The sequence below is a fragment of the Sphingomonas sp. GW822-FHT03G08 genome, assembly GCF_058801135.1.
The window spans coordinates 1,812,899-1,838,157 of the sequence record NZ_JBXAMZ010000001.1 but is presented as its reverse complement, the minus strand read 5'-3'; the positions used below and the strand labels follow the sequence as shown (position 1 = coordinate 1,838,157).

34 protein-coding genes are annotated in these 25,259 nt (G+C 67.4%); 10 read left to right on the top strand and 24 right to left on the bottom strand.

Translation table 11 applies throughout. The features are described from left to right. Positions 1-552 (bottom strand): hypothetical protein, encoded by a 552-nt coding sequence (locus AC1RJ5_RS08390; RefSeq protein ID WP_269574295.1) that lies wholly within the window; start codon positions 550-552, stop codon positions 1-3. A 434-nt stretch (positions 553-986) separates the two neighbouring features. Here AC1RJ5_RS08390 and AC1RJ5_RS08385 point away from each other — a divergent pair, with 434 nt between their 5' ends. Then, a complete protein-coding gene (locus tag AC1RJ5_RS08385) occupies positions 987-1,556 on the top strand; it encodes a CHAP domain-containing protein (protein ID WP_269574296.1) in 570 nt (189 codons plus the stop codon). 93 nt (positions 1,557-1,649) lie between these two features. Here AC1RJ5_RS08385 and msrB read toward each other — a convergent pair whose 3' ends face one another. From msrB to AC1RJ5_RS08365, 4 genes are all read right to left on the bottom strand, one after another. After that, the gene (msrB, locus tag AC1RJ5_RS08380; RefSeq protein ID WP_269574297.1) at positions 1,650-2,132 is read right to left on the bottom strand and encodes a peptide-methionine (R)-S-oxide reductase MsrB; all 483 of its coding nucleotides are present in this window, start codon (positions 2,130-2,132) and stop codon (positions 1,650-1,652) included. 128 nt (positions 2,133-2,260) lie between these two features. Further along, on the bottom strand, positions 2,261-3,502 hold the full coding sequence (locus AC1RJ5_RS08375) for a cytochrome P450 (protein WP_269574298.1): 1,242 nt from the start codon (positions 3,500-3,502) through the stop codon (positions 2,261-2,263). A 116-nt stretch (positions 3,503-3,618) separates the two neighbouring features. Next, complete coding sequence (locus AC1RJ5_RS08370; RefSeq protein ID WP_493112718.1) at positions 3,619-4,851, bottom strand: ABC transporter permease; 1,233 nt, start codon at positions 4,849-4,851, stop codon at positions 3,619-3,621. After that, positions 4,848-5,774: an ABC transporter ATP-binding protein gene (locus tag AC1RJ5_RS08365; protein WP_269574300.1), complete on the bottom strand. Its 927-nt coding sequence runs from the start codon at positions 5,772-5,774 to the stop codon at positions 4,848-4,850. Before AC1RJ5_RS08365 ends, AC1RJ5_RS08370 begins: the two co-directional genes overlap by 4 nt. Before the next feature lie 42 nt (positions 5,775-5,816). Between AC1RJ5_RS08365 and queG the strand changes: the two genes are divergently transcribed. Further along, positions 5,817-6,887: a tRNA epoxyqueuosine(34) reductase QueG gene (gene queG / locus AC1RJ5_RS08360; protein WP_493112716.1), complete on the top strand. Its 1,071-nt coding sequence runs from the start codon at positions 5,817-5,819 to the stop codon at positions 6,885-6,887. Here queG and AC1RJ5_RS08355 read toward each other — a convergent pair. Both AC1RJ5_RS08355 and AC1RJ5_RS08350 read right to left on the bottom strand, forming a co-directional pair. After that, positions 6,865-7,251: a hypothetical protein gene (locus AC1RJ5_RS08355; protein WP_493112714.1), complete on the bottom strand. Its 387-nt coding sequence runs from the start codon at positions 7,249-7,251 to the stop codon at positions 6,865-6,867. The genes queG and AC1RJ5_RS08355 overlap by 23 nt on opposite strands. Further along, on the bottom strand, positions 7,248-7,943 hold the full coding sequence (locus AC1RJ5_RS08350) for an EI24 domain-containing protein (RefSeq protein ID WP_493112712.1): 696 nt from the start codon (positions 7,941-7,943) through the stop codon (positions 7,248-7,250). The genes AC1RJ5_RS08355 and AC1RJ5_RS08350 overlap by 4 nt, the downstream gene beginning before the upstream one ends. 56 nt (positions 7,944-7,999) lie before the next feature. On the opposite strand from AC1RJ5_RS08350, the gene AC1RJ5_RS08345 reads away from it, so the two are divergent. Then, complete coding sequence (locus AC1RJ5_RS08345; RefSeq protein WP_269574304.1) at positions 8,000-8,998, top strand: adenosine kinase; 999 nt, start codon at positions 8,000-8,002, stop codon at positions 8,996-8,998. A gap of 180 nt (positions 8,999-9,178) precedes the next feature. Here the strand turns inward: AC1RJ5_RS08345 and AC1RJ5_RS08340 are convergent, their stop codons facing one another. From AC1RJ5_RS08340 to hisB, 10 genes are all read right to left on the bottom strand, one after another. After that, entirely contained in the window at positions 9,179-10,720 is a 1,542-nt protein-coding gene (locus AC1RJ5_RS08340; RefSeq protein WP_269574305.1) for an amino acid permease, read from the bottom strand. Positions 10,721-10,859: 139 nt separating this feature from the next. Next, a complete protein-coding gene (locus AC1RJ5_RS08335; RefSeq protein ID WP_493112710.1) occupies positions 10,860-11,237 on the bottom strand; it encodes a hypothetical protein in 378 nt (125 codons plus the stop codon). Position 11,238: 1 nt separating this feature from the next. Next, positions 11,239-11,616 (bottom strand): histidine triad nucleotide-binding protein, encoded by a 378-nt coding sequence (locus AC1RJ5_RS08330; protein ID WP_493112708.1) that lies wholly within the window; start codon positions 11,614-11,616, stop codon positions 11,239-11,241. Between the two features lie 207 nt (positions 11,617-11,823). Beyond that, positions 11,824-12,141, bottom strand: a complete 318-nt coding sequence (locus tag AC1RJ5_RS08325) for a phosphoribosyl-ATP diphosphatase (protein WP_269574308.1) — start codon at positions 12,139-12,141, stop codon at positions 11,824-11,826. 45 nt (positions 12,142-12,186) lie between these two features. Continuing rightward, positions 12,187-12,390 carry a hypothetical protein gene (locus AC1RJ5_RS08320; RefSeq protein ID WP_493112705.1) on the bottom strand — a complete coding sequence of 68 codons (204 nt, stop codon included), beginning with the start codon at positions 12,388-12,390 and terminating at the stop codon, positions 12,187-12,189. Between the two features lie 38 nt (positions 12,391-12,428). Then, entirely contained in the window at positions 12,429-13,505 is a 1,077-nt protein-coding gene (locus AC1RJ5_RS08315; protein ID WP_493112704.1) for a L,D-transpeptidase, read from the bottom strand. Positions 13,506-13,558: 53 nt separating this feature from the next. Next, positions 13,559-14,317 (bottom strand): imidazole glycerol phosphate synthase subunit HisF, encoded by a 759-nt coding sequence (hisF, locus tag AC1RJ5_RS08310; protein WP_269574311.1) that lies wholly within the window; start codon positions 14,315-14,317, stop codon positions 13,559-13,561. Next, positions 14,314-15,042, bottom strand: coding sequence for a 1-(5-phosphoribosyl)-5-[(5-phosphoribosylamino)methylideneamino]imidazole-4-carboxamide isomerase (gene hisA / locus AC1RJ5_RS08305; protein WP_342251141.1), 729 nt, complete (start codon positions 15,040-15,042; stop codon positions 14,314-14,316). Before hisA ends, hisF begins: the two co-directional genes overlap by 4 nt. Before the next feature lie 8 nt (positions 15,043-15,050). Continuing rightward, positions 15,051-15,656, bottom strand: a complete 606-nt coding sequence (gene hisH / locus AC1RJ5_RS08300) for an imidazole glycerol phosphate synthase subunit HisH (RefSeq protein WP_342251126.1) — start codon at positions 15,654-15,656, stop codon at positions 15,051-15,053. Then, a complete protein-coding gene (gene hisB, locus AC1RJ5_RS08295) occupies positions 15,653-16,240 on the bottom strand; it encodes an imidazoleglycerol-phosphate dehydratase HisB (protein ID WP_184170212.1) in 588 nt (195 codons plus the stop codon). The genes hisH and hisB overlap by 4 nt, the downstream gene beginning before the upstream one ends. A 71-nt stretch (positions 16,241-16,311) precedes the next feature. Between hisB and AC1RJ5_RS08290 the strand changes: the two genes are divergently transcribed. Continuing rightward, the gene (locus AC1RJ5_RS08290) at positions 16,312-16,800 is read left to right on the top strand and encodes an SspB family protein (RefSeq protein WP_269574313.1); all 489 of its coding nucleotides are present in this window, start codon (positions 16,312-16,314) and stop codon (positions 16,798-16,800) included. A gap of 124 nt (positions 16,801-16,924) precedes the next feature. Here the strand turns inward: AC1RJ5_RS08290 and AC1RJ5_RS08285 are convergent, their stop codons facing one another. Beyond that, positions 16,925-17,605 carry a PilZ domain-containing protein gene (locus AC1RJ5_RS08285; protein ID WP_493112700.1) on the bottom strand — a complete coding sequence of 227 codons (681 nt, stop codon included), beginning with the start codon at positions 17,603-17,605 and terminating at the stop codon, positions 16,925-16,927. Between the two features lie 157 nt (positions 17,606-17,762). On the opposite strand from AC1RJ5_RS08285, the gene fumC reads away from it, so the two are divergent. From fumC to AC1RJ5_RS08255, 6 genes are all read left to right on the top strand, one after another. Continuing rightward, complete coding sequence (gene fumC / locus AC1RJ5_RS08280; RefSeq protein WP_269574315.1) at positions 17,763-19,151, top strand: class II fumarate hydratase; 1,389 nt, start codon at positions 17,763-17,765, stop codon at positions 19,149-19,151. Positions 19,152-19,341: 190 nt separating this feature from the next. Next, positions 19,342-19,536, top strand: a complete 195-nt coding sequence (locus AC1RJ5_RS08275; RefSeq protein ID WP_269574316.1) for a hypothetical protein — start codon at positions 19,342-19,344, stop codon at positions 19,534-19,536. Next, positions 19,533-19,748 (top strand): hypothetical protein, encoded by a 216-nt coding sequence (locus tag AC1RJ5_RS08270; protein WP_269574317.1) that lies wholly within the window; start codon positions 19,533-19,535, stop codon positions 19,746-19,748. The genes AC1RJ5_RS08275 and AC1RJ5_RS08270 overlap by 4 nt, the downstream gene beginning before the upstream one ends. A 36-nt stretch (positions 19,749-19,784) precedes the next feature. After that, entirely contained in the window at positions 19,785-20,435 is a 651-nt protein-coding gene (gmk, locus tag AC1RJ5_RS08265) for a guanylate kinase (protein WP_184170200.1), read from the top strand. Between the two features lie 23 nt (positions 20,436-20,458). Continuing rightward, the gene (locus AC1RJ5_RS08260; protein WP_493112698.1) at positions 20,459-21,019 is read left to right on the top strand and encodes a hypothetical protein; all 561 of its coding nucleotides are present in this window, start codon (positions 20,459-20,461) and stop codon (positions 21,017-21,019) included. Beyond that, complete coding sequence (locus tag AC1RJ5_RS08255) at positions 21,019-21,357, top strand: DUF1428 domain-containing protein (RefSeq protein WP_269574319.1); 339 nt, start codon at positions 21,019-21,021, stop codon at positions 21,355-21,357. Before AC1RJ5_RS08260 ends, AC1RJ5_RS08255 begins: the two co-directional genes overlap by 1 nt. Here AC1RJ5_RS08255 and AC1RJ5_RS08250 read toward each other — a convergent pair. Genes AC1RJ5_RS08250 through crcB form a run of 6 tightly spaced genes read right to left on the bottom strand, consistent with a single transcriptional unit; the run spans position 21,354 to position 25,191 of the window. After that, complete coding sequence (locus AC1RJ5_RS08250) at positions 21,354-22,031, bottom strand: ATP12 family chaperone protein (RefSeq protein ID WP_269574320.1); 678 nt, start codon at positions 22,029-22,031, stop codon at positions 21,354-21,356. The two genes, AC1RJ5_RS08255 and AC1RJ5_RS08250, sit on opposite strands and share 4 nt — an antisense overlap. Beyond that, positions 22,028-22,261: a hypothetical protein gene (locus tag AC1RJ5_RS08245; protein ID WP_269574321.1), complete on the bottom strand. Its 234-nt coding sequence runs from the start codon at positions 22,259-22,261 to the stop codon at positions 22,028-22,030. Before AC1RJ5_RS08245 ends, AC1RJ5_RS08250 begins: the two co-directional genes overlap by 4 nt. Next, complete coding sequence (locus AC1RJ5_RS08240; RefSeq protein WP_493112695.1) at positions 22,258-22,917, bottom strand: HAD-IA family hydrolase; 660 nt, start codon at positions 22,915-22,917, stop codon at positions 22,258-22,260. Before AC1RJ5_RS08240 ends, AC1RJ5_RS08245 begins: the two co-directional genes overlap by 4 nt. Then, a complete protein-coding gene (locus AC1RJ5_RS08235) occupies positions 22,914-23,516 on the bottom strand; it encodes an FMN-binding negative transcriptional regulator (protein ID WP_493112693.1) in 603 nt (200 codons plus the stop codon). The genes AC1RJ5_RS08240 and AC1RJ5_RS08235 overlap by 4 nt, the downstream gene beginning before the upstream one ends. Continuing rightward, the gene (locus tag AC1RJ5_RS08230; RefSeq protein WP_269574324.1) at positions 23,516-24,817 is read right to left on the bottom strand and encodes an RluA family pseudouridine synthase; all 1,302 of its coding nucleotides are present in this window, start codon (positions 24,815-24,817) and stop codon (positions 23,516-23,518) included. Before AC1RJ5_RS08230 ends, AC1RJ5_RS08235 begins: the two co-directional genes overlap by 1 nt. Then, a complete protein-coding gene (gene crcB / locus AC1RJ5_RS08225; RefSeq protein WP_493112691.1) occupies positions 24,814-25,191 on the bottom strand; it encodes a fluoride efflux transporter CrcB in 378 nt (125 codons plus the stop codon). The genes AC1RJ5_RS08230 and crcB overlap by 4 nt, the downstream gene beginning before the upstream one ends. Positions 25,192-25,259: the final 68 nt, after the last annotated feature.

Sequence of the window (25,259 nt, the reverse complement as noted above, 5' to 3'; positions counted from 1 at the left end):
TCAGTTCGGCAGTGCGGCCGAGTCCACCTTCTCCACCCAGGCCGGGTAGAAGCTCGGCTGGCGGTTCGACCAGCCCGAGGCGGTTGCGGCGGCTTCGCTGATCGACTGGAGCAGCTTGCGGCGCAGGTCCGGGTGGAGGTGCGGCAGGGCGGCGGCGGCGCAGAAGGCCGAGGGCAGCCAGGGGCGCACTTCGGCGCCGATCAGCCGCTCGTAGAGGAAGCGGAAGGCCGAGAAGCTGGTGAGGCGGCCCTGGCTGAGGTCGAACGCGGCGATCGCGATCAGCGGCGACAGGAACGGCTCGATCGAATCGAGGTCGCTGTCGTCGGGGATCAGCGCGCGGACTTCCTGGAGGCGCTCATAGATATGGGCCTGGGCGCGGATGCTGGCGGCTTCGACCACGTCGCGCGACCAGCGGAGCATCGCGTCTTCCCGCTCGAGCCCGATATCGAGCGAGCGGCGGATGTAGCGCTGCGTGGCGGCGCTGAAACCCGCGAATTCCTTCATTTCGGCCAGCGTCATCGCGCCTTCTGCCGGTTTAGCTCGTGCTCCCATCGTTCAAAACTCCCACCCCAATCGTGACCCTCCAAAGCAGATCATGCGCCCATATGGTTAACGGGCCGCTTAACCTGCCGTCGTCCCCTGTTCATTATAGGAGACCAAGTGATTCCGCAGCGCAACATCGATGCGATGAACCGAAGGGGCGCTTGTGGAAAACCACGCCACCTGATGGCCTTGCGACAGGATATTGCCCATTCGGGACGTATCCGGATCGGGGTTCGTACGGAGGCCGGACGGGGCGGCCTTCGCTGCTGCGGGGGCATGGAGGGGCGCGGACAGGGGCAAAGTTCCCCCGGAATCGCCGTTCATCTGCAAGTCATCGGCTCGTCGCAACGGTTCGTCGGATCGGTGAACCGCAGGCCTATACTTACGTCCTATGATCTGGTCAGTCGCACTCAACATCTGACTGCTTCCTGACCGGGGGGTCCATGAATTTCCGTGTTCTCGCAGCGCGTTTTGCGCTGATGGCTGTTTGCACCCTGATGATGGCCGCCCCGCAGGCGGCTTCGGCCAAGGGCCGTACCTTCTGGCAGTGCGCGCCCTATGCCCGTGAGATCTCGGGCGTGAACATCCACGGCAACGCCTGGACCTGGTGGAGCCAGGCCGCCGGCCGCTACCAGCGCGGCGAAGCCCCGAAGGTCGGCGCGGTGATGTCGTTCCAGCGCACCGGCAAGATGCCGCTCGGCCATGTCGCGATGGTCAGCCAGATCGTCAGCGACCGCGAAGTCCTGCTCACCCATGCCAACTGGTCGCGCGCGGGCGGCATCGAGCGCAACGTCCGCGCCGTGGACGTGTCGGCAGCGGGCGACTGGAGCGAAGTGAAGGTGTGGTTCGCGCCGGTCGGTGGCCTCGGCACCTCGGTCTATCCGGTCAACGGCTTCATCTATTCGGGCGGCGCGCCGCGCGACTTCGACGAAGACGACTTCAAGCCGTCGCTCGACCTCGACATGAGCGACGTGATCGCCGACGCCAAGAACGAGATGCCCGACGCGGGCTGATCTGGTCGGTGAGGATCGGAATTGGAAAAGCCCGGCACTGCCGGGCTTTTTCGTTTTTACTCCCCTCCCTTCCAGGGAGGAGAATAGAAGGGGCTACCCCTTTGCCACGAATGCGAGCGCGACGCCGTTCATGCAGTAGCGCTTGCCGGTGGGGCGGGGGCCGTCGTCGAAGACATGGCCGAGATGCCCGCCGCAGCGGCGGCAGAGGACCTCGGTGCGGCTCATGCCGAGCGTGTTATCACCGCGGGTGACCACCGCGTTGGGTAGCGGCTGCCAGAAGCTCGGCCAGCCGGTGCCGCTGTCGAACTTGGTCGTCGAGCTGAACAAGGGCAGCGCGCAGCCGGCGCAGGTGAAGGTGCCGGCGCGGTGTTCCTTGTTGAGCGGGCTGGAATAGGCGTATTCGGTCGCGCCCTGGCGGAGCACGCGATAGGCGGCGGGGCTGAGCCGCTTGCGCCATTCGGCATCGCTGAGCGTGAACGGGAATTTCTGCGCCGCCTCTGCGGGCGTTCCGCCACAGGCTGCGGTCAGGGCGCCGAGGCCGGCGATCGTGAGGAAGCTGCGGCGGTTGGTTTCCATGGAAGGGATGTGGGGAGGGCGTGGGCCCGCGTCCAGCCCCACATCGTCATCCCGGCGAAAGCCGGGATCTCGTGCCGTATCGCGCCTTCGCCTGAGATCCCGGCTTTCGCCGGGATGACGACAATGGCTCAATAGTGGCTCAGCTCCACCGCCATCTTCTTGTAGCCGTGGACGAAGCAGGCGGCGACGCGCTCGGGTTCGCCGGTTACGTTCACGCGCAGGCGGCGCTTCGCCATTTCCTCCATCAGCACGCCGATCTGCAACTCGGCCAGGCGGGCGCCGACGCAGCGGTGGATGCCGTGGCCGAAGGCGAGGTGGCGGCGGGCATTTTCGCGGTCGACGATGATGCTGTCGGCATCCGCGAAGACGCTCTCGTCGCGATTGGCCGAGATGTACCAGAGGCCGAGCTTGTCGCCCTCGCGGATCTTGTGGCCGTCGAGCTCGGTATCCTGGGTCGCGGTGCGGCGCATGTGCGAGAGCGGGGTCTGCCAGCGGATGATCTCCTGCGTGGCATTGCCGATCAGGCCGGGATTGGCCTCGAGCTTGGCGCGCTCCTCGGGGAACTGGTTGAGCCCCCAGGCATAGGCGCTCATCGAATTGCGCGTGGTGTCGTTGCCGCCGACGATCAACAGGATGAGGTTTCCGAGGAACTCCATCTGGTCCATGTGATTCATCGCGTCCGAATGGATCATCATCGAGATCAGGTCGGGGGTCGGCTCCTTGCCGACCTTGCCCTGCCAGAGATTGCCGAAATAGGCGGCGCATTCGAACAGGATCTGGCGGCGCTCCTCCTTGCGGACCGGATCCTTGGCGATCTCGATATCGCCGGCCCAGTCGGACCAGTAGGTGAGCTTGCGGCGCTCTTCCCAGGGGAAGTCGAACAGCAGCGCGAGCATCTGGGTGGTCAGCTCGATCGAGACCCGGTCGACCCAGTCGAATTCCTGGCCCACCGGCAGCGAATCGAGGATTTCGGCAGTGCGCATCCGGATATTGTCGGTCATCCGCACCATCTCGCTCGGCGTGAAGGCGGGGGCGACGGTGCGGCGCTGGTCGGTGTGCTTTGGCCGGTCCATCGCGATGAACATCGGCATCTTGATGTCACCCTCCGCCATGTCGGCGATGGTGATGCCGCCGGCCTCGGACGAGAAGATGTCGGGCAGCGACTCGACCTGCACCAGCGGCTTGTAGGTGGTGATCGACCAGAAGGGGCCGAAGGCGCTCTGCTCGGTATAATGGATGCCGCCGCGGGCACGCAGCTCGCGGAAGGGCTCGTGCCAGGTGTCGTCGCGGTAGAGCTCGGGGCGGCTGACGTCGAGCGGATCGACGCTCATGCTGCCGGGTGCCGCGGTTTCCGTCGCAAGCGTAGCCATGCTGCCTCTCCTGCCTTTTCGGAGAGGGAATACCTAATTGACAGAAGTGTCAATAGTGAGAGGTGATAGGGGGTGCGACACTCCCCTCCCTGAAAGGGAGGGGGATTTGCAGCTTGCTACGCCGTCGCCTCGATCTTCGAGCGGCGCTTGGGGCTGCCCGACTTGAGCACGCCGCGGCGAAACAGGCGGGCGCCGACGGTGATGATGATCGCAACCCACAGCGCCTGCCAGGCGAGCGCGAGCAGATGCGGCCAGAGCACCGGCGAGCTGCCGGCCAGGCCGATCATCGTGAAGGGTGAGCTGAACGGGAAGATCTGCGCCACGGTCTCGACCCAGTTGCCCGGACGATTCGCGGCGGCGAGCGCCAGGCCGAACATCATCATCTGGAAGATGGTGATCGGCAGCGACAGCATCTGCAGTTCGCGCTGGGTGGAGGTGAGCGCGCCGATGCTGAGGAAGGTGGCGCCGAGCAGCATGTAGGACATGGTGAAATAGGCGATGAACAGGAACGCGTAGGTCGGCGCGCCGATCGCCGCGATCAGGCTGGGGAAGCTGCCGGCGACTTCGGGCGGGAGCAACCGGGTCGCGTTGATGAGGACAGTCGCCCAGAACAGCACGAACAGCACTGCGGCGCCGAACATGCCGATCAGCTTGCCGAAGAACACGCTTTCGAGCGGGACGGCGGCAGCGAGGATCTCGATCACCTTGTTCGAGCGCTCCTCGGCCATGGTGCCGACGGCCTGGCCCGACAGGAACAGGGTGAGGAAGAAGATCGCGAACACGCCGATCGAGGCGGCCTGGCCGCGCCCGGTGGGCGAGCCCTGGCCGCGCTGGACGACCGTCTGGGTGACGGTGGCGATCGGTTCGGCCTTGCCGAGCTTCTGCGCGCGCAGGCTCTGCTCGGCGAGCTGGGTGAGGTACTGCGCCTCGGTCCAGCCACGACGGGCGTAGAGGATCTCCGGCTTGTCGAGCGGGCCGTAGAGCACGGCGGCGGCATCGAACTTGTCGCTGTCGAAATAGGCGCGGGCCTGGGTCGCCGGATCGGCGGTGGGCGCCTCGATCGTCAGCGGTGGCGGGGCGAGCTCGCTCTTCTTGGGGAAGAGGCTGCGGAGCTGCTGGTCGGTCTCGATCAGGGTTGGCGCCTGGGCGGGCGGGGCGATCACCACCATCTTCATCTGCGAATCATCGCCGACGATCGACTGGGCGCCGATCCCGCCGACCGCGCCGAAGCCGATCATCAGCACCGGCGCGAGCAGGAAGAGCAGGAAGGTGGGAGTGAAGACGGTTGCGGTGAAATCGCGACGGGCGACGGTGAACGCCTGGCGTAGCATGCGCGCGAACTTGCTCATGCCGCTTCCTCCTCGTCCTTGAGGGCATCGGCGCCGACGATCCTGACGAACGCGTCGTGCAGACCGGGCCGCTCGATCGCCAGGCCGGATACGCCGTAGCCGCCGTCGATCAGCTTGACGAGCAGTGCCTCGATCCCGCTTTCCGGCAGGGTGAAGCGCCAGCCATCGCCTTCGCGGAAGGCATCGGCGGGGAGCAGGCTGGCGGCGCCCTCGACATTGTGGTGCGGGGTGTAGTGCGCCTTCATCGGCAGCATCGCCCGGGCCTGGTTGACCGTGCCTTCGAAGCGGACCTTGCCGCCGGCGATGATCGAGAGATGGTCGCAGAGGCGCTCGGCATGGGCCATGACGTGCGTCGAGAACAGGATGGTCGCGCCGCGATCGCGCTCGGCGCGGATCAGCTTCTCGAGCTTTTCCTGGTTGACCGGATCGAGACCGGAAAAAGGTTCGTCGAGGACGAGCAGGTCGGGCTCGTGGACCACCGAGCCGAGCAGCTGGACGAGCTGGGCCATGCCCTTGGAGAGCTTGCGGATCTTCTCGTCCTTGGCATGGCCGAGGCCGGCATTGTCCATCAGCGTGTCGGCGCGCTTGCGCCCGGTCGCCCAGGGCAGGCCGCGCAGGGCGCCCATGAAGGCGATCGCCTCGCGGCACTTCATGTTGGGATAGAGGCCGCGCTCCTCGGGGAGATAGCCGACCAGGTCGCTGGCGTCGCGCGGATGGCTGTAGCCGAGCATCGAGCGCTGGCCCTGGTCGGGCTCGATGATACCGAGCAGCATGCGCAGCGTCGTGGTCTTGCCGGCGCCGTTCGGGCCGAGCACGCCATAGACGAGGCCCTTGGGCACGGCGATGTCGACTCCGTCGACGACGCGACGATCCCCGAAATATTTGACCAGCCCCCGGGCGCTTACGGCCAATTCGCTCGTCAAATGAGAGTCCCTCCGTTGTGGCTTTGGTGGTAGCGGGTCCGCGTGGAAACGCACAAGCCACTTGAAGCCCTAATAAAGGCCAAAGCCGAGGAAATCGGGTTCGGGGCCTGCGGGATCGCGCGCGCCGATGCCGCGCCGAAGACCGCCGAGCGGCTGCGGCAATGGCTGGAGGAGGGGCGCCACGGCTCGATGCTGTGGATGGAGGAGCGCGCGCATCACCGCGAGCGGCCGGCCGGGCTGTGGCCGGAAGTGAAGTCGGTGATCTCGCTCGGCATGAGCTATGCCCCGGCGCGCGATCCGCTGGCGCTGGCCGGGCATGGCGGGATCGGGCGAATCTCCATCTATGCCCAGGGGCAGGACTATCACGATGTGATGAAGCGCCGGCTCAAGGAGCTGGGGCGCTGGCTGGTCGCCGAGGCGCCGGGGGCCGAGCTCAAGGTGTTCGTTGACACCGCGCCGGTGATGGAGAAACCCCTTGCGGAAGCGGCGGGGTTGGGGTGGCAGGGGAAGCATACCAACCTGGTGAGCCGTTCGCATGGAAGCTGGCTGTTCCTGGGCGCTATCTACACCACTTTGGAGCTGGAACCCGATGGGCCGGTGCGAACCACCTGCGGCAGCTGCGATGCGTGCCAGACGGCGTGCCCGACCGATGCCTTTCCGGCGCCCTACACGCTCGATGCGCGGCGCTGCATCTCGTACCTGACGATCGAGCACAAGGGGCCGATCCCGGAGGAATTCCGCGAAGGCATCGGCAACCGCATCTATGGCTGCGACGATTGCCTGGCGGTATGCCCGTGGAACAAGTTCGCCCATGCGGCGCAGGCCAACCTGGCCTTCACCTCGCGCGCCGAGCTGACCGCGCCGGCGCTCGCGGACCTGCTGGCGCTGGACGACGCGGGGTTCCGCGAGGTCTTCTCGGGCTCGCCGATCAAGCGGATCGGGCGCAACCGGATGATGCGCAACTGCCTGATCGCGGCGGGGAACAGCGGGGATGCCGCGCTGGTCGCGCCGGTGCGGGCGTTGCTGGGGGATGCCGACGAGACGGTGCGCGAAGCGGCGGAATGGGCCTTGGGGAAGCTCGCTCCGGAAGCTAGCGCGCGCGCCCCCCGCTAAGCGCCGCGACGCAGCTGGCTTCGTCGATCGGGCGGCCGTCGCGCTGGCGGGCATCGACATGGGTGACCACCGGCTCGCCGCGGCTCTGCGGGTAGAGATAGGTGTCGAGCACGCAGATCGGCCCGGAGAATTGCAGCTTGCGGGCGGTGCCCTCGCTGACGTCGAGCTGGGGCTTGCCGAAGCGGGCGATCAGGCGCGGGGCGGTGGCGCCCTGGATCGCCGCGAGGTTGGCCGGCATCGGCGCGGTGCTCGGCGTCGGCCGGGCGCTCGGCACCGGCACATAGCCGGCGCGCGGCGGCGGGATCACGCCGCCTTCGCCGCACGCGCCCAGCGCCAGGGTGGTGATAAGGATGAGTTTCTTCATGATGCCCGCCTCCCGCGGTGAAATGCATGGGTGGCCATCGCGGCTCCCAGCACCGGGGCGACCAGGTTCAGGATCGGGACGAGCAGAAGCCCGGTGCCCACGGCGCCGAGCGCGAAGCGGCTCATGCTGGTTCGCCCGCGCCAGCGGCGCAGGTCGCCGCGCGGCATGTGGCGGGCGGCGACCATGTCGCCCAGGTCTCGGCCGAGCAGCCAGCTATTCACCAGGAAGAAGGCGAGCGCGGTGCCCACGCCGGTGACCAGCAGGATCAGGTAGAGCGGCGAGAGCAGCAGGTTGATCGCGATCAGCCGCACCGCCGAGCCGAGGCCCATCGCGATCGAACGACCGAGCGGCACGTCGATCGCCTGGGCATGCGCGCCGGGATAATGCTTCTTCTCGACCGCGGCGACGACTTCGTCGGCGAAGACGCCGATCACGGCGACGGCGATCGCGCGGAACATCAGCCAGTGGAAGAAGACCACCAGCACGATCGTGCCGATATCGGCAAAGGCGTCCGATCCGCTCCAGCCGCCCATCCATCCGGCGATCCAGTCGGCAAGCGCGTGCATGCCGAACCACAGGCCGACGCTCGCCGCGGCGAACAGGACCAGGGTCAACAGCACCGATTTCACGAAGACCGCCAGTATCGGCCGGTCGAACAGCTGGCCCAAGGACAGGAAGAAGGCGTGAATCATTGCGCTATCCTTTGCCCGTCTCTACGGCGACGACGCAATCTTTTTGGAGCATTCGTTTGACCAGCCCCACCTATGACGTCGTCGCCATCGGCAACGCGATCGTCGACATCCTCGCCCAGGCCGAGGACAGCTTCATCGAGGAGATCGGCGTGGCCAAGGGCTCGATGCAGCTCATGTTCTCGCCCGAAGAAGCCGATGCGCTCTATGCCAAGATGGGCCCGGGCCGCGAGGTTTCGGGCGGCTCGGCGAGCAACACCGTGGCCGGCCTCGCCGCGCTGGGCAGCAAGACCGCCTTTATCGGCCAGGTCGCCGACGACCAGCTCGGTGAAGTCTTCGCGCACGACCTGCGCGCCGCGGGCGTGCATTTCGACACCGAAGTCCGCCCCGGCCAGCCGACCACCGCACGCTGCCTGATCTTCGTGACGCCGGACGGCCAGCGCACGATGAACACCTTCCTGGGCGCCTCGCAGTTCCTGCCGGCCTCGGCGCTGGACGAGACGCTGATCGCCAGCGGCGCGATCCTGTACCTCGAAGGCTATCTCTGGGATCCGGAAGAACCGCGCGCCGCGATGCGCAAGGCGATCGAGATCGCGCGCGCCAATGGCCGCAAGGTCGCCTTCACGCTGTCGGACGTGTTCTGCATCTCGCGCCATGGCGACGATTTCCGCAAGCTGATCGAGGACGGGATGATCGACATCCTGTTTGCCAACGAGAACGAGCTGCTGGCGCTGTGCCAGCATGAGGAGTTCGAGGCGGCGGTGCAGCACATCCACGGCAAGGTGCCGGTGCTGGTCGTCACCCGCAGCGAGAACGGCGCGATGGCGCTGGTCGGCGAGGAGCGCGTCGAGGTTCCGGCCGAGCCGATCGCCAAGCTGGTCGACACCACCGGCGCCGGCGACAGCTTCGCCGCCGGCTTCCTCCACGGCCAGGCCCAGGGCCGCTCGGTGAAGGACTCGCTGCGCCTGGGCGCGCTGTGCGCCGCCGAGATCATCCAGCACTATGGCGCACGCGCCGAGGTGGACCTCAAGGCACTGGCGGCAGAGAAGCTGGGCTGAGCCTTAAAGGCCCCTCTCCTTCAGGGGAGGAGTTGGGGAGGGGGGACTCTCCGCGGGCTTGGTCTCTGTGAGACACTGCCCCACCCCAAACCCCTCCCCTGAAGGGGAGGGGCTTCAGATAGAAAAAGGGCCGGAGGATCGCTCCTCCGGCCCTTTCTCTTTGCCTGGAAACCGGCGCCCTTAGTGGGTGCCGGGGACCGGCGGGTCCAGTTCCTCATAGGCCTGATGCTCGGACACATCGACGATGCCGCGGCCAACATGGCTGCGCGAACGGCTGTAGCCGAAATAGACGAGCAGGCCGACCGCTGCCCAGATCAGGAAGAGGATGATGCTCTTGTGATCGAGGCTGATGAACAGATAGAGGCAGCCCAGGATCGCGATCGGCGCCGTGATGAACACGAACGGCGTCTTGAACGGGCGCTTGCGGGTCGGGTCGGTCTTGCGGATCACCATCACCGCGATCGACACCGCGGCGAACGCGAACAGTGTGCCCGAGTTGGAGATGTTGGCGAGCTGGCCGACCGGGAAGAAGGCCGCGAACAGCGCCACCGCGATACCCGTGATGATCGTGATCACGTGCGGGGTGTTGAACTTCGGGTGGATCTTCGAGAAGGCGGCGGGGAGCAGGCCGTCGCGGCTCATCACGAAGAAGATGCGGGTCTGGCCGAACATCATCATCAGGATGACCGAAGGCAGCGCCAGGCCGGCGGCGAGGCCGAGCAGGTTGCCGATCTGCGGCCAGCCGATTTCACGCAGGGTGAAGGCCAGGGCTTCCTTCGAGCAGACCACGTCCTTGAAGCCTTCGGCGGCGCGGCTGGCGCACTGGGCGGCCAGTTCGCGGCTGCCCGGCTCGAGCGCATGGCCCATCGCGTCGGTAACCGGCTGGGTGCTGAGACCCGGGGCACCGATCACGCCGGCGGCGACGAGCAGGTAGAAGATGGTGCAGATGGCGAGCGAGCCGATCAGGCCGATCGGCATGTTGCGCTGCGGGTTCTTGGTCTCTTCGGCCGCGGTCGAGACCGCGTCGAAGCCGACATAGGCGAAGAAGATCGACGCCGCCGCCATCGAGACGCCGATGACGCCGGTCGGCGCGAAGGGCGAGAACTGCGCGCTGTTCATCACCGGCACGGCCAGGATGATGAACACGGTGAGCGCGGTGATCTTGATCGCGACCAGGATGGCGTTGACCGTGGCGCTCTCCTTGGTGCCGATGACCAGCAGCCAGGTGACCAGCGCGGCGATCAGCATCGCGGGCAGGTTGATCAGGCCGCCATCGAACGGTCCGGTGACCAGCGAGGCGGGTATGTCGACATGGAAGGTATGCTCGATCAGGCCGATCACATAGCCGGACCAGCCGACCGAGACCGCGCCCGCGGCTACCGCATATTCGAGGATGAGGGCCCAGCCGACCATCCAGGCGATCAGCTCGCCCATCACGGCATAGCTATAGGTGTAGGCGGAACCCGAGACCGGGACCATCGACGCCATCTCGGCGTAGCAAAGGGCTGCGAAGGCGCAGACCACGCCGGCGATGATGAAGCTAACCATCATGCCAGGGCCGGCCTTTTGCGCGGCTTCGGCGGTGAGAACGAAAATGCCGGTGCCGATCACCGCGCCGATGCCGAGCATGGTGAGCTGAAAAGCTCCCAGCGAACGGTGGAGCGATTTTTTCTCGGCGGTGGCGAGGATGGCATCGAGTGGCTTTACGCGCCCGAAGATCATTGGATGGTCCCCTCTACGGCGGGCTGATCCCGCCGCCCCGTTTGGATGAAAGCGCGGAGCCTAGCCGCAAAACCGGGGGAGGCAATGCTTTAGTAGACCAAAGCCCAGCTTTCGCGCACGAAAGCGGCGAGTGGTGGGGCTAGAAAGCGATTATCGTTTCCCGCAGAGGCGCACGGGTGCGCGCGTCGAAGCAGGACTCGTAGAGGGCGCCGAGCGATTGCCTTGCGTGCAGGGTGACACAGACCTGAGCCAGCTCGCGTCGAACCACCGGATAATGGCTTTCCCTCCACCGGGCCTCGAAACGCGGATCCGGCTTGCCGCTGGAAGGCGTGCCGAAGGGCGCTCCGCCCAGGCTCCCCGCGCGCCGGTAGGTAAGATCGACGAAAGGCTGATCCTGCTTCGACACGAGCAGGAAGCGGATCTCCGGCCAGGTGAACGCGGCCGCGCCGCCGGCAATGACGAGCAGCACGGCGACCACGGCGACCACGGCGAGAACCCGTATCGCCGTGCGTCGCATCTCAGCGCGCCAGCATCGGGCCGAGCGGCTTGCCGGCGAAGATGTGCACATGGAGGTGCGGCACCTCCTGATGGGCGTCGAGCCCGGTATTGGCGAGCAGCCGGTAGCCCGGCGCGACGAAGCCGGCGTCGCGCGCGACCTGGCCCACCGCGCGGACGAAGCCGGCGATCTCCGCCTCGCTCGCCCGGGCCGAGAAATCGTCCCACGAGACGTACGGGCCCTTGGGGATCACCAGGATATGGTGCGGCGCCTGCGGATTGATGTCGTGGAAGGCGAGGGCGAATTCGTTCTCGAAGACCTTCTTCGACGGGATCTCGCCGCGCAGGATCTTCGCGAAGATGTTCTGGTCGTCATAGGGCTGGGTGGCGTCGATGGGCATGCGCGGCTCCTTTTCCAACCCAATAGCAAACCGTCATGCCGGCGGAAGCCGGGAAGATGGTCGGTTGGGACTCGATCTTCTCATCGTCATCCCCGCGAAGGCGGAGATCCATTGCCGCTGCGGAGAATGGGACTCATCAAGGTCAGCCAGAATGCCCGCCTTCGCGGGGATGACGGCGGTATTCCAGGGCTTGCCTGTATTCTCACCTTAGATGGTGCGGCTCGCCTTTTCCTCGATACCCGAAACACCTTCGCGACGGGCGAGCTCGGCGCGGACATCGTCCAGGCCGAGGCCGGCATCGGCGAGCAGCACGATCAGGTGGAAGACGAGGTCGGCGGCTTCCTTGGTGAGCTCCTCGCGATCATCCTGGATCGCGGCGATCACCGTCTCGGTAGCTTCCTCGCCCAGCTTCTGCGCGATCTTGGCGCGGCCGCGATGGGTGAGCTTCGCCACATAGGAAGTCGAGGGATCGGCGCCGCGGCGGGCGCGGATCGTCTGTTCCAGCGTGTCGAGCATATCGGCCATGGTTTCCGGCTGCGGGAGGCAGGCGCTGCTGTCAATCCTGCGCCGTCAGTCTTTGGGCGATGTCTTGCGGAAGCGGGCGCGCAGCTGGCGGCGGACGAACCAGATGCCACCGGCGGCGCAGGCGGCGAGCGCCAGGTCCGAAAGCTCGGGCATCGAGCGCGTGCCGGCGCGGCCAGTGTGCGGCGGCTCGTCGGCGGCGAGCGCCGGGATCGCGGCGAGCAGGGCCAGGGGCAGGAGAGCGATGCGCATGCGGCGATACTGGCAGAAAAGTCCCGACAGAATGTTAATCAGGGCGCGGGGTTCACCGCGTCCATGATCGTGATCCGCTTGCCCGGTTCGGCGCCGACGCCGGACTGGGTGACGAGGATAGTGGCGCCTGGGACGAGCTCGGCCTTCACCGCCTCGTAGAAGGCGCGGGGCATGCGCACGCGGTTGCGGGTCGCTTCGTCGAGGGTGCGGCCGGCATCCTCGCTGTGGCCGGGCAGGCCGACATAGACCCAATAATCCGCGCCGTCTGGCCCATGGGTAAGGGTGATGACGTGCGAGCCGGGATCGCTGTCGTCGATATGGGCGGCGCTGCGGCCGATCTCGACACCGCCGCGCAGCACGACGATGCGCTGGTCGCTCTTCGAGACGATGATGGTGAGCGGGCCGGCGGGCGACCGCTCGGGCTGCCAGCGATATTGCTGGCTGTCGGAGAGCGGCTGGCCGGCAAGGGGCTTGCCCTTCGCGTCGAGCGGGGCGAGCAGGCTGGCCTCGGTGGTTTCGATATGGTCTGCGGCATTGCCCTCGACCACCACGGTCACGCCCAGGCTGGTCTCGGCGAACAGCGCCCTGGCGAAGTCATAGGGCAGGTGCACGCAGCCATGGCTCTCGGGATAGCCGGGCAATCCCCCGGCGTGCAGCGCGATGCCGTCCCAGGTCAGGCGCTGGGTGAAGGGCATGGGGGCGTTGTTGTACTTGCTCGAGCGGTGCTTCGCGTCCTTCTGGAGCACGGTGAACACGCCGGTGGGCGTCTCGTGTCCCGCCTTGCCCGAGGAGACGGTGCTCACCGCGATGCGGACGCCGTTGCGGTAAACGGTAGCGCGCTGGGCGGAGAGATCGACATAGACGAGGATCGGTCCGGCCGGCGCGACTTCGGGCGCCCAGACCCATTCGCCGGGCTTGAGCTGCGCGACGTCGCGGGCGAACTCGACGGGGGAGCTGGCCTTGGCCCCCTGGGCGAGCGCGGGGCTGGCCCAGAGCAGGGGCAACGCGGCGGTGAAGGCCAGTGCCCGCATCAGCGCACGCTCACGGTGAGCGTGTATTTCGCGGTCTCGTTCCGGCGGGCGGCGGCGAAGAACAGAGGCTTGAACATGCGGCATCTCCTCGCATGCCCGGGGTGGGCGATGCGAGTTTAGCCGAGATTGCTAACAAATTAAGACCGGACGGGGATGCCCGCCGCGGCCAGCGCGGCATGCGCGTCGGCGATGCTCGCCTCGCCGAAATGGAAGATCGAGGCGGCGAGCACGGCGCTGGCATGGCCCTGGGTGATGCCGTCGACCAGGTGCTGGAGGTTGCCGACGCCTCCGCTTGCGACCACGGGCACGGTCACCTGGTCGGCGATCGTGCGGATCAGCTCGAGGTCGTAGCCGTCCTTGGTGCCGTCGCGGTCCATCGAGGTGATCAGCAGCTCGCCGGCGCCGAGATGGGCGAGGGCGAGGGCGTGGGTGACCGCGTCGATGCCGGTCGGCTTGCGGCCGCCATGCGTGAAGACTTCCCAGCCATTCGCGGTGCGGCGCGCATCGACCGAGGCGACGACGCACTGGCTGCCCATCTTCTCGGCGATCTCCGCCACCACTTCGGGGCGCGAGACGGCGGCGGAGTTGACCGCGACCTTGTCGGCGCCGGCGAGGAGCAGCGCGCGGGCATCCTCGACACTGCGCACGCCGCCGCCGACGGTGAGCGGCATGAAGCAGACCTCGGCGGTGCGGCGGACCACGTCGAGGATCGTGCCGCGGGCCTCGTGGGATGCGGTGATGTCGAGGAAGCAGAGCTCGTCGGCCCCGGCCGCGTCATAGGCGCGGGCCTGTTCCACCGGATCGCCGGCATCGACCAGGTCGACGAAGTTGACGCCCTTGACCACGCGGCCATTGGCGACGTCGAGACAGGGAATGACGCGGGCGCGGACGGTCATGCCTTGCCCACCTCGATCGCCCATTTCAGGTCGAGCCGGCCGTCATAGAGCGCGCGACCGGTGATCACGCCCTCGACGCCGTCCGCGACGTGGGGGCGGAGCGCGTGGATGTCGGCGATGTCGGTGACGCCGCCGCTGGCGATCACGGGGATCGCGACGGCGCGGGCGAGCGCCACGGTCGCCTCTACATTGCAGCCCTTGAGCAAGCCGTCGCGGCCGACATCGGTGAAGAGGAGCGCGGCGACGCCGGCATCCTCGAAGCGGCGGGCGAGATCGACCACCGAGACATCCGACACATCGGCCCAGCCATGGGTGGCGACCATGCCGTCGCGCGCATCGACGGCGACGACGATGCGGCCGGGATTGTCGCGGGCGGCTGCCTTGACCAGTTCGGGATTCTCCAGCGCCGCGGTGCCGATCACCACGCGCTTCACGCCGAGATCGAGCCAGCGGTCGATCGACTCGCGGTTGCGGATGCCGCCGCCGAGCTGGATATGGCCGCCAAAGCCGCTCTCGAGGATCGAGGCGACGGCAGCGCCGTTGACCGATTCGCCGGCAAAGGCGCCGTCCAGGTCCACCACATGCAGCCATTCGGCGCCGGCCTCGGCGAAGAGCTCGGCCTGGGCGGCGGGATTGTCGCCATAGACGGTGGCGCGATCCATATCGCCTTCGGCCAGGCGGACGACCTGGCCGCCCTTGAGGTCGATCGCGGGGAAGATGATCAGGCCGGTTTCTACGGACGCCACTGGAGGAACCTTTCGACCAGCGCGATGCCGTAGCGCTGGCTCTTTTCGGGGTGGAACTGGACGCCGATCATGTTGTCGCGGCCGATCGCCGCGGTGACCGGGCCGCCATGATCGGTGGTGGCGATCACGTCCTCGCCGGTGAAGGCGAAGCTGTGGAGGAAATAGGCCTCGCCCGGCTCGATCAGCGGGTGCGGGGAGGCGGGGATCACGTCGTTCCAGCCCATGTGCGGGACATGGACGCCGGGGGCGGGCGCGATGGCGCGGACCGTGCCGGGGATCCAGCCGAGGCCGGGATGGGTGCCCATCTCCTCGCCGGCATCGCCCATCAGCTGCATGCCGACGCAGACGCCGAGGAAGGGGGCGCCCTGGGCGCGGACCCGGGTATTCAGCGCTTCGACCATGCCGGGGATGTTGCGCAGCCCGGCCGCGCATGCCCCGAAGGCGCCGACACCGGGCAGCACGACGCGGTCGGCGTTCAGCACGGCCTCGGGGTCGGCGGTGACGGCGATATCGGTCGCGCCGGCGGCCTTCAGCGCGTTGTGGACGGAATAGAGATTGCCCGCGCCGTAGTCGATCAGCGCGACGGCACTCACAGTACGCCCTTGGTCGAAGGGACCACGCCTGCCTTGCGCGGATCGATCTCGACCGCTTCGCGCAACGCCCGGGCGAGGCCCTTGAATGCGGCTTCGGCGATATGGTGGTTGTTGGTGCCGTACAGCGTCTCGACGTGCAGCGTCAGGCCGGCGGTCTGGGCGAAGCTGTGGAACCAGTGCTCGAACATCTCGGTGTCCATCTCGCCGAGTCGCTTTTGCGAGAATTCGGTCTTCCAGACGAGATAGGGGCGACCGGAAATGTCGATGGCGACGCGGGTGAGCGTCTCGTCCATCGGCGACAGCGCATCGGCGTAGCGGCGGATGCCCTTCTTGTCGCCGAGCGCCTTGAGGATCGCTTCGCCGATCGCGAGGCCGGTATCCTCCACCGTGTGGTGCTGGTCGATATGGAGGTCGCCCACCGTCTTCACGTCGAGATCGATCAGCGAATGGCGGCTGAGCTGCTCGAGCATGTGATCGAAGAAGCCGATTCCCGTGGAGATGGAATAGGCTCCCGTCCCGTCCAGGTTGACGGTGACGTCGACGGCGGTCTCGCTCGTCTTGCGGCTTACGGTGGCGGTGCGCATCGCGACCCCCATAACGAAGCTTGCCGCGCATGCAATCTTGACCGTGCGGCGGCAGGCGCTACCCAAGGGGCATGACCGGCAACGTGCCCGATAGCCTGATTCCCTATGATGAGATCGTGCAGGAGGCCCTGCGCGCAGTCGTCGGCCGCGTGCTCGGCTCGGTTGCCGATTCGGGCGGCAACCTGCCCGGCGGGCATCATTTTTACATCACCTTCAAGACGCATGCGCCGGGTGTCGACATCCCGCAGCGGCTGATCGATCGGTTCCCGGACGAGATGACCATCGTCCTGCAGCACCGATTCTGGGACCTGAAGGTGGACGACAACAAGTTCTCGGTGGGGCTGAGCTTCAATCAGATCCCGGCGATGCTCAACATCCCCTTCTCGGCGATCACCGGCTTCCACGATCCGGCGGTGAACTTCGAGCTGCGCTTCCAGGCGGCCGAAAATGGCGACGAGCCCGATCCGCAGCATGAGGAAGCGGAGAATGACGGCCCGGCGGCAAAGCCGGTCGAGGACGGCTCGAACGTCGTCTCGGTGGACTTCAAGCGGAAGAAGTAGGGCGCGCGTCGGCGCGTCGTTTCCCTGACAATGGTGTTCCCCGGCGAAAGCCGGGGCCCAGGGTTTCTCTGTCGTGTCGCTTGTGACCCGGGCCCCGGCTTTCGCCGGGGAACCAAGGTGGTTGTTAGCCGTCGTTCGCGCTCGACGGGCGCATCAGGCGGGCGCGCAGGTCCTGCATCGCCACCGCCTGGGCCGCGGCGCCGGGATCCTCCGCGCTGAGGATCGAACCGAGATGCTCGAGGATCTGGCTGGCGCGATCGAGATTCTGCAGCGCCTCGAGATGCTGGGCGATGACGTGCGGGTCCTCGACCAGCCGTTCGCCCAGGCTGTCGAGCAGCTCGCGGACATGGAAGACTTCCTCGACCAGCCGCTGGCCGAGATCGGCCATGGCGGGCGCGGCCGGCGGCGGGGCGGGCTCGGCGGGCAGCGCGGCGCCGCTGCGCACCGCGTCCTGGATCGCGTCGACCCGTGCCTGGCCGCGATAGCCGTCGAAGCTGGCGATGCGGTTGCCGGAGATCCATTCGTCGACGGTGACGGCACTGTGATCGAAGGCGACGCCGCAGCGGCCCTCACCCTGCCAGACTACGCGGGCGGGCATCTCGATCTCGGCGCGGCGCAGCACCAGGTGGGTGCCGGTGCGCGGCAGCACGGCGCCATCGAGCATCGCGCCGCCTTCGGAAAGATTGCGGATGCGGACCTGCACCTTGAGCGCATCCGCTTCGATCGCGGCCGCCAGGAACAGGTTCTTGCGCGGCGCGCGCTCCTGCGATCCGTTGGAAGAGGGAAGATGTGCGCCGGCGTGCATGAGTCCATTGTAAGAAGCCAGATTTGGATAGTTGGTTAACGGCGCTCAAAATTCCTGTGCTGCCAGACACCTGCGCGGGGGTGCTGGAATCGCGGTGGGCAAGGGGCTAGAGCCGCCGCGACTCCGCGAAAGGCGGATCCAGAATGAAAGGCACCGTGTGACCACTCGCACCGAAACCGACTCGATTGGCGCAATCGAAGTCCCCGCCGACGCCTATTGGGGCGCCCAGACCCAGCGTTCGATCGAGAACTTCCCGTTCGGCGCGATGGAACGCATGCCGCTGGGCATCGTCCACGCCCAGGCGATCGTGAAGCAGGCCGCGGCGCGGGTGAACCGCAAGCACGGCATGGACGCCAAGATCGCCGACGCGATCGAGGCGGCGGCGCAGGAGATCGTCGCGGGCGACCTGGACGACCAGTTCCCGCTGGTGATCTGGCAGACCGGCTCAGGTACCCAGACCAATATGAACGTCAACGAAGTGATCGCCGGCCGCGCGAACTTCGTGCTGGCGGGCACCAAGGGCGGCAAGTCGCCGGTGCACCCGAACGATCACGTCAATATGAGCCAGTCGTCGAACGACAGCTTCCCGACCGCGCTGCACGTCGCGGCAGTGATCGCGACCTACAAGACGCTGATCCCGGCGCTCGACCAGCTGACCGCCTCGCTGACCGCCAAGGCCGAGGCCTGGGACCACATCATCAAGATCGGCCGCACCCACACCCAGGACGCGACCCCGCTGACGCTCGGCCAGGAATTCGGCGGCTATGCGGCGCAGCTGATCAGCTGCAAGGCGCGGATCGAAGGCGCGCTGAACGGCAACCTGCGCAAGCTGGCGATCGGCGGCACCGCGGTCGGCACCGGGCTCAACGCGCCGGAGGGCTGGGCCGAGGACATGTCGGCGGCGATCACCGACATTGCCGGCCAGCAGTTCGAGCCGGCACCGAACAAGTTCGAGCAGCTGGCGGCCAAGGATGGCCTGGTCTTCTTCTCGGGCGCGCTGAACACGCTGGCGGTGGCGCTCAACAAGATCGCCAACGACATCCGCTTCCTCGGTTCGGGCCCGCGCTCGGGCCTGGGCGAGCTGTCGCTGCCGGCGAACGAGCCGGGCAGCTCGATCATGCCGGGCAAGGTCAACCCGACCCAGTGCGAATCGCTGACGATGGTCGCGGCGCAGGTGATCGGCAACAACCAGGCGGTGACCGTCGGCGGCATGCAGGGCCATTTCGAGCTCAACGTGTTCATGCCGCTGATCGGCGCGAACGTGCTGCGCTCGATCTCGCTGCTGTCCATCGGCATGACGAGCTTCGCCGAGCGCTGCGTCGACGGGATCGAGGCGAACGAGTCGCAGATCAAGGCACTGGTCGACCGCTCGCTGATGCTGGTGACCGCGCTGGCGCCGGCGATCGGCTATGACAACGCCGCCAAGATCGCGAAGAACGCGCACGAGAAGGGCCTGACGCTCAAGGAAAGCGGGCTGGCGCTGGGCCTCGTCGATGAGGCGACGTTCGACCAGTATGTGCGTCCCGAGACGATGATCGGGCGGTAATTTCCCGCTTCCCCTCCCTGCAAGGGAGGGGATCGAGGGGTGGGTAGGGGCCTGGCGATACGGAGCCGTATCGCCAGGCCCTTTCCGTATCGCGAGCATTCTACCCACCCCTGCCCCCTCCCTTCCAGGGAGGGGAACTTCAGCCCTTCTCAATCGCTTGCTCTTCGTAACCACTTACGACGGAGCAACCATGATCGGGGACGCAATCGCAGGCTGGATCGGCAACCGCATCGACCGTGCGGACGGTGAGGGCGGGACGCTCGGCGCGATCGCCGGGGTGCTGACCTGGAAGGCGGCGAAGAAGATCGTGCCCGCCGCGATCGTGATCGGCGGCGCGGCCTATGCCTATCACCACTTCACCAGGGGCCGACAGGAAGCCGCATGATCGGCAAGCTGCTCGCCGCCTTTATCGGCAACCGGATCGACCGCTCGGATGGCAAGGGCGGCGTGAAGGGGGCGCTGATCGGCCTCGGCGTCGAGCGGCTGCTGGTGCGGATGGGGCCGGTCGGCTGGGTGCTGGCGGCACTTTTCCTGGTGTTGCGCTTCGTCTGGCGGCTGATTTTCCCGAAACGGAAGGTCCGTTACGTCCGGTCCTAGCTTGACGGGGGAGCGACTCCCACGCCAAAGGCACCCATGCCCCATTCCACCGAGACCGACCCGCACGGATTCAAGCGACGCGGCGTATTGTTCGTGCTGTCCTCGCCTTCCGGCGCCGGCAAGTCGACGATCGCGCGCAAGCTGCTTGCCGCCGACGAGCATCTCCAGATGTCCGTTTCCGTCACCACCCGCGCGATGCGGCCGGGGGAAGTGGACGGCGTCGACTATCATTTCGTCGATCTCGAGCGGTTCCGCGAAATCGCGAACAACCATGAGTTCCTCGAATGGGCGCATGTGTTCAACCACCGCTACGGCACGCTGCGCTCGACGGTGGAGGAGATCCTCGACTCGGGCCGCGACGTGCTGTTCGACATCGACTGGCAGGGCGCGCAGCAGCTGTTCCAGCTGGCCGGCGGCGATGTGGTCCGCGTGTTCATCCTGCCGCCGTCCTTCGTCGAACTGCGCCAGCGGCTGGTCAATCGCGCGACCGACTCGATCGAAGTGATCGACGCCCGCATGGCGCGCGCGGCCGCCGAAGTCAGCCACTGGGACGGCTATGACTATGTGCTGGTCAATGACGATGTCGACCAATGCTACCGCTCGGTCCACACGATCCTGAACGCCGAGCGGCTCAAGCGCTCGCGCCAGACGGGCTTGATCGGATTCATCCGCGGGTTGATGAAGTAACCTTCCCAACGGGGGAGGTTATGATGGCTAGACTGTTGCTCGGCGGAGTCCTTGGTGGGCTCGCAATGTGGCTGGTGGGCTTCATCTTCTGGGGTACGCCCCTCAGCCTGCTCGCGCTTTCCAAGACTGACGATGCCGCGAGCGCGGCGCTTCATGCGGCGCTGGCGCAACATCTCGGGCCCCTCGGCACCGGCGCCTATCCGGTGCCCTGGCCCTATACGCCCGCAGGCACCGCGCTCTACGGCCAGGGACCGGTGGCGATGATCCTGTTCAACCAGCATGGCTTCGCGGCGTTCGACGCGAGCGCGTTGTTCGGCGGGCTGATCCTCGCCATAGTCTGCGTGCTGGTCGCGGGCTTCGCGCTGCGCCTGGTGGCAGCGAGCCTGGACTTTGCCGATCGGCTGAAGCTGGTCGCGATCATCGCGGTGGCGGTGACCGCCTATTCGGATCTCGGCCAGCCGATCTTCAACCACGCGCCCTGGGGCTATTTCACCTATCTGTGGATCAGCGACGTGGCGAGCTGGGTCGCGGCGGGGGCGGTGCTCGCCTGGGCGCTGCCGCGGCCGGTGCCGACGAGCGCCTGATGTATATCTGCGCACTGGTGATCCCGGTGCCGGAGGCGAAGCGCGAGGCCTATCGTGCATGGGCCGAGCGGGGCGCGGCGATCTTCAAGGCGCATGGCTGCGTGTCGATCACCGAGGCCTGGGAGGATTTCGTGCCCGACGGCTCGGTGACCGACTTCCGCAAGGCGGTAGCGGCCGAGCCGGGGGAGAAGATCGTCATCTCCTGGCAGGTCTGGCCCGACAAGGCGACGCTCGATGCCGCCGAGGAGGCGATGCACGCAGACGGCAGCCTGGAGGTGGAGGGAGAGATTCCCTTCGATGCCAGGCGGCTGATCCTGGGGTGCTTCCGGGAGCTTTAGAGCAGCCCGAGGAACTTCACCCCCGCCATGAACTCCGCGCGGCGGTTCTCGCGGGCTTCGAGCGCAAGCGCGTCCTCGCCCCACAGTTCGGCCTGCCACAGCTCGTCGACATGCGCGGCTTGCCACAGGGTCTCGGCTTCGACCGCGCCCTTGAGCAGGGCCAGCGCGCCGACCAGCGTGCCGCTGACCGTCACCACCGGCGACAGGCCGGCGAGGCGGAAGGCGTCGAGCGCGTGCACCGCTTCGGACAGCCGGGCGAGCGTGGCTTCGGGCTGGGGCTTGTGCATCACGCCGGCGGTGGTCTCGAAATGCACATCATAGCGGCCGCGCGCCCAGTCGAGCAGCGGGTCCCAGGCCTCGGCCTGGCGCTCGACCAGCTGGATGGGATCCTCGGCCCGGTAATAGAGCAGGTCGCTTTCCCCATAGGCGGCGAGGCCGGCGGCGAAGGTCGCGGTGTCGGGCGCTATCCGGTCGATCGCGGCATTGGCGAGGCCGGTGAGCGGCATCGCGCGGGGATCGATCGTCTCGCCCACCGCGCGCCATTCCTCGGCCACCGCTTCGGCAAGCGCGGGAGTCGGCAGGGCGAGGGGCGCGCGACCCGGCGTGCGCACCGGCTTGCCGTCGAGTGCCACCTGGCCATTCTCGACGGTAACTTCCTTCCAGAAACGCTTCATGCTTCGGGTGTTGCCTCCACGGGGGTCTTCCAGCGCCGGGCAAGGAAGCGCGGCACCACCGCCATGAAATAGAGCGAGGCGAGCAGGATGGCACCCCCGAACACGGTGACGCCGTAATTCTGCGCGCGCCCGGCGATCAGCAGGCCGAGCACCGCGCCGGCGGTGCCGAGCATGTTGAGCGCGACGATCATGTAATAGCGCTTGCGCGCCAGCTGCTCGGCCTCGGTCATATCCGCTCCAGATGCGCGAAGAGCTGGCTGGCGTGGTCGGCGAGCCCATGGGCGCCGGCGCCGAGCAGCTCCTCGGATGTGTGGTATCCCCATAGCACACCAAGCGCATGCGTGCCAGCGGCACGGGCCATCGCCATGTCGAAGCTGGTGTCACCGATCATCGCCGTGGTCTCGGGCGCGGCACCGGCCTCGGCGATGGCAAGCTCGAGCATCGCGGGGTGCGGCTTGGACGGATGGCGATCGGCGGTTTGCAGCGTGGTGAAGCGGTGCCGGATGCCGTGATGCTCGAGGATCAGGTGCAGCCCGCGATCCGACTTGCCGGTGGCGACGCCGAGCAGCCAGCCGGCGGCGTCGAGCGCTTCGATCGTCTCGAGGATGCCGTCGTAGAGCGGTTCGGGATCGAGCGCGGCGCTCGCCCGCATCGCGTGGAAGGCGCGCTTGTACTCCTCGGCCATCGCTTCGTGCAGTGCTGGATCGGCCTCGGGCAGCAACTGCGCGATGGCGGGAACCAGGCTGAGCCCGACGATGCGGCGGATGGCGTTCCGATCGGGCGGATCGAGCCGGTGCGCGGCGAAGGTCGCTTCCATCGCGCGGCAGATATTGGCCTGCGAATCGACGAGTGTGCCGTCGCAATCGAATACGGCGAGGCGATTCATTTCGCGCCCCGCATCAGCGCGGCCATCGCGCGGCGGCCCAGGGCCTCAAGCGCATCGGCGGCGGCGAGGCGGGCGGCATCGGGCTTGTTCTGGCCGAGCTTGAGCGTGCCGCGCCACGCCTGGACCTGCAGCCGATAGCCGGTGATCGCAGTCACCATCTTGGCGATCTTCGCGGGATCGACCTTGTCGCGCTTCCATTCGGGCTTGGGTGCGAGGCGGCGCTCCTGCTCGTGCGCAAGCGCGTCGAGATGTTCGAGCAGCCCGGCATCGTCCATGCGGGAGACGTTCCCCTCAAGCTCGACCGCGACATAGCTCCAGGTCGAGACTTCGTCCGGGCCCATGTCGTACCAGTCGGGGCTGACATAGGCGTCCGGCCCCTGCAGGCTGAACAGGGCGGTGGCGCCGTCGAGATGCTTCGCGATGCGGTTGCCGCGCGAGACGTGGAAGGCGAGCGTATCGTCGTCGAGCCAGACCACCGGGACATGCGCGACGCGTGGACCCTCGGGCGTCGATGCGAAAAGCGCGCCGAAGCCGATGTCGCGGACCAGATCGCGGATCGCCGGGCGGTCTTCCCAGCGGAAGGCCGGATGCGGGTGCATCAGCGGCTCCGCGGCGGGCCGCTGCGTCCGCCGCCGGGCTTCGCACCACCACCACTGCGCGGGCCGGGCCGGGCGCCGGGCTTGCCTGCGGGCTTGCCGGTGGCGGGCTTGCGCGCGCCGGGCTTGGCGCTACCGGGCTTGGCCGCGGGCGCCTTGCGGGTGCTCGGCTTGCCGCCGCTGCGGGGTGCGGGCTTGTCGCCGGTCGGGCCTTCGCCGCGGCCGCGCCGCTCGCCTCGACGCTCCTTGCGCACCGACTTGGCATGCGCGCGGGCATTGGCCTTGAGCTGTTCCTTCGTCATCGGCGGCGGACCGTCATCGAGGTGGAGCGCATCGCCCTCCGCTTCCTCGAAGCCGAGCGTACGCAGCGATTCGGCGAAATGGTGCGGTAGCGATGCGCGCACGTCGATCCGCTCACCATCGGGATGATCGACGCGGAGGCGGCGGGCGTGGAGATGCATCTTGCGGCTGATACCGCCCGTCAGGAAGGCTTCGGCCCCGCCATATTTGCCGTCGCCGACGATCGGGAAGCCGATCGCCGCCATGTGGACGCGCAGCTGGTGAGTGCGCCCGGTAAAGGGCTGGAGCTCGACCCAGGCGGCATGATTGCCGGCGCGCGCGATCACCCGGTAGCGGGTGCGGGCGGGCGAGCCCTCCTTCTCGTCGACATGCATCTTCTCGCCGCCGGTGCCCGGCTGCTTGCCGATCGGCAGCTCGATCATGCCGTCCTCGATGCTCGGCACGCCGACGATCAGCGCCCAATAGACCTTGCGCGCGGTGCGGCTGGAGAAGCTCTTCGAGAAGGCCGCCGCCGCGCGGGCGGTGCGGGCGACGAGCAGCGCGCCCGACGTATCCTTGTCGAGCCGGTGGACGAGCTTGGGCCGGCTCTCCATGTCGTACTGGAGCGCATCGAGCAGCTCATCGACATGCTCGGTGGTCTTGGTGCCGCCCTGGGTGGCGAGGCCGGGGGGCTTGTTGAGCACGAATGCCGCATCGTCCTGGTGGATCACCATCGAGCGGGCGAAATCGATCTGCTCCTCACTCAGATTGACGACGCGCACGCGCTTCGGACGGCCGGGCTTGTCCGGCGCCGGCGCCTCGGCCGGAGGGACGCGGATGACCTGGCCCATCGCGACATGGTCGCCGGGCTTGGCGCGCGCGCCGTCGATGCGCAGCTGACCGGTGCGCGCCCAGCGGGAGACCAGGTTGAAGCTGGTATCGGGCAGGTGCCGCTTGAACCAGCGATCGAGGCGGATGCCGTCGTCATCGGGCTTGACGGTGAACTGGCGGACGGCGTCTGTCATGGAAGGGCTCGCAAAATGCTGAGGCCGGCGAACAGCGCGAGGGCGGAACCGACCACGGAGGCAAGGATATAGCCCAGCCCCATGCCATAGTCGCCGCGCTCGATCATGTTCATCAGGTCGAGGGTGAAGGCAGAGAAAGTCGTGTAGCCGCCAAGCAGACCGACGCCGATCAGCAGGCGCCACTGCTCGCCGCCCTGGCCGATCTTCGCAAGCGTGCCGGCGAGCATGCCCATCAGGAAGCCGCCGATCAGGTTCACGGCCAGCGTTCCCCACGGATAGTCCGGCCCGAACCAGCCGAACGTGAGCTTGCCGGTAAGATAGCGCGCCGCGGAACCGAAGGCGCCGCCGAGCATGACGAGGAGGATGGGGGGCATCCGCAGCGGTTAGCGCGGAATCGGGGAGAGGGGAACCTTGCTGTTGATCACCCTGTCCACTTCGTCAT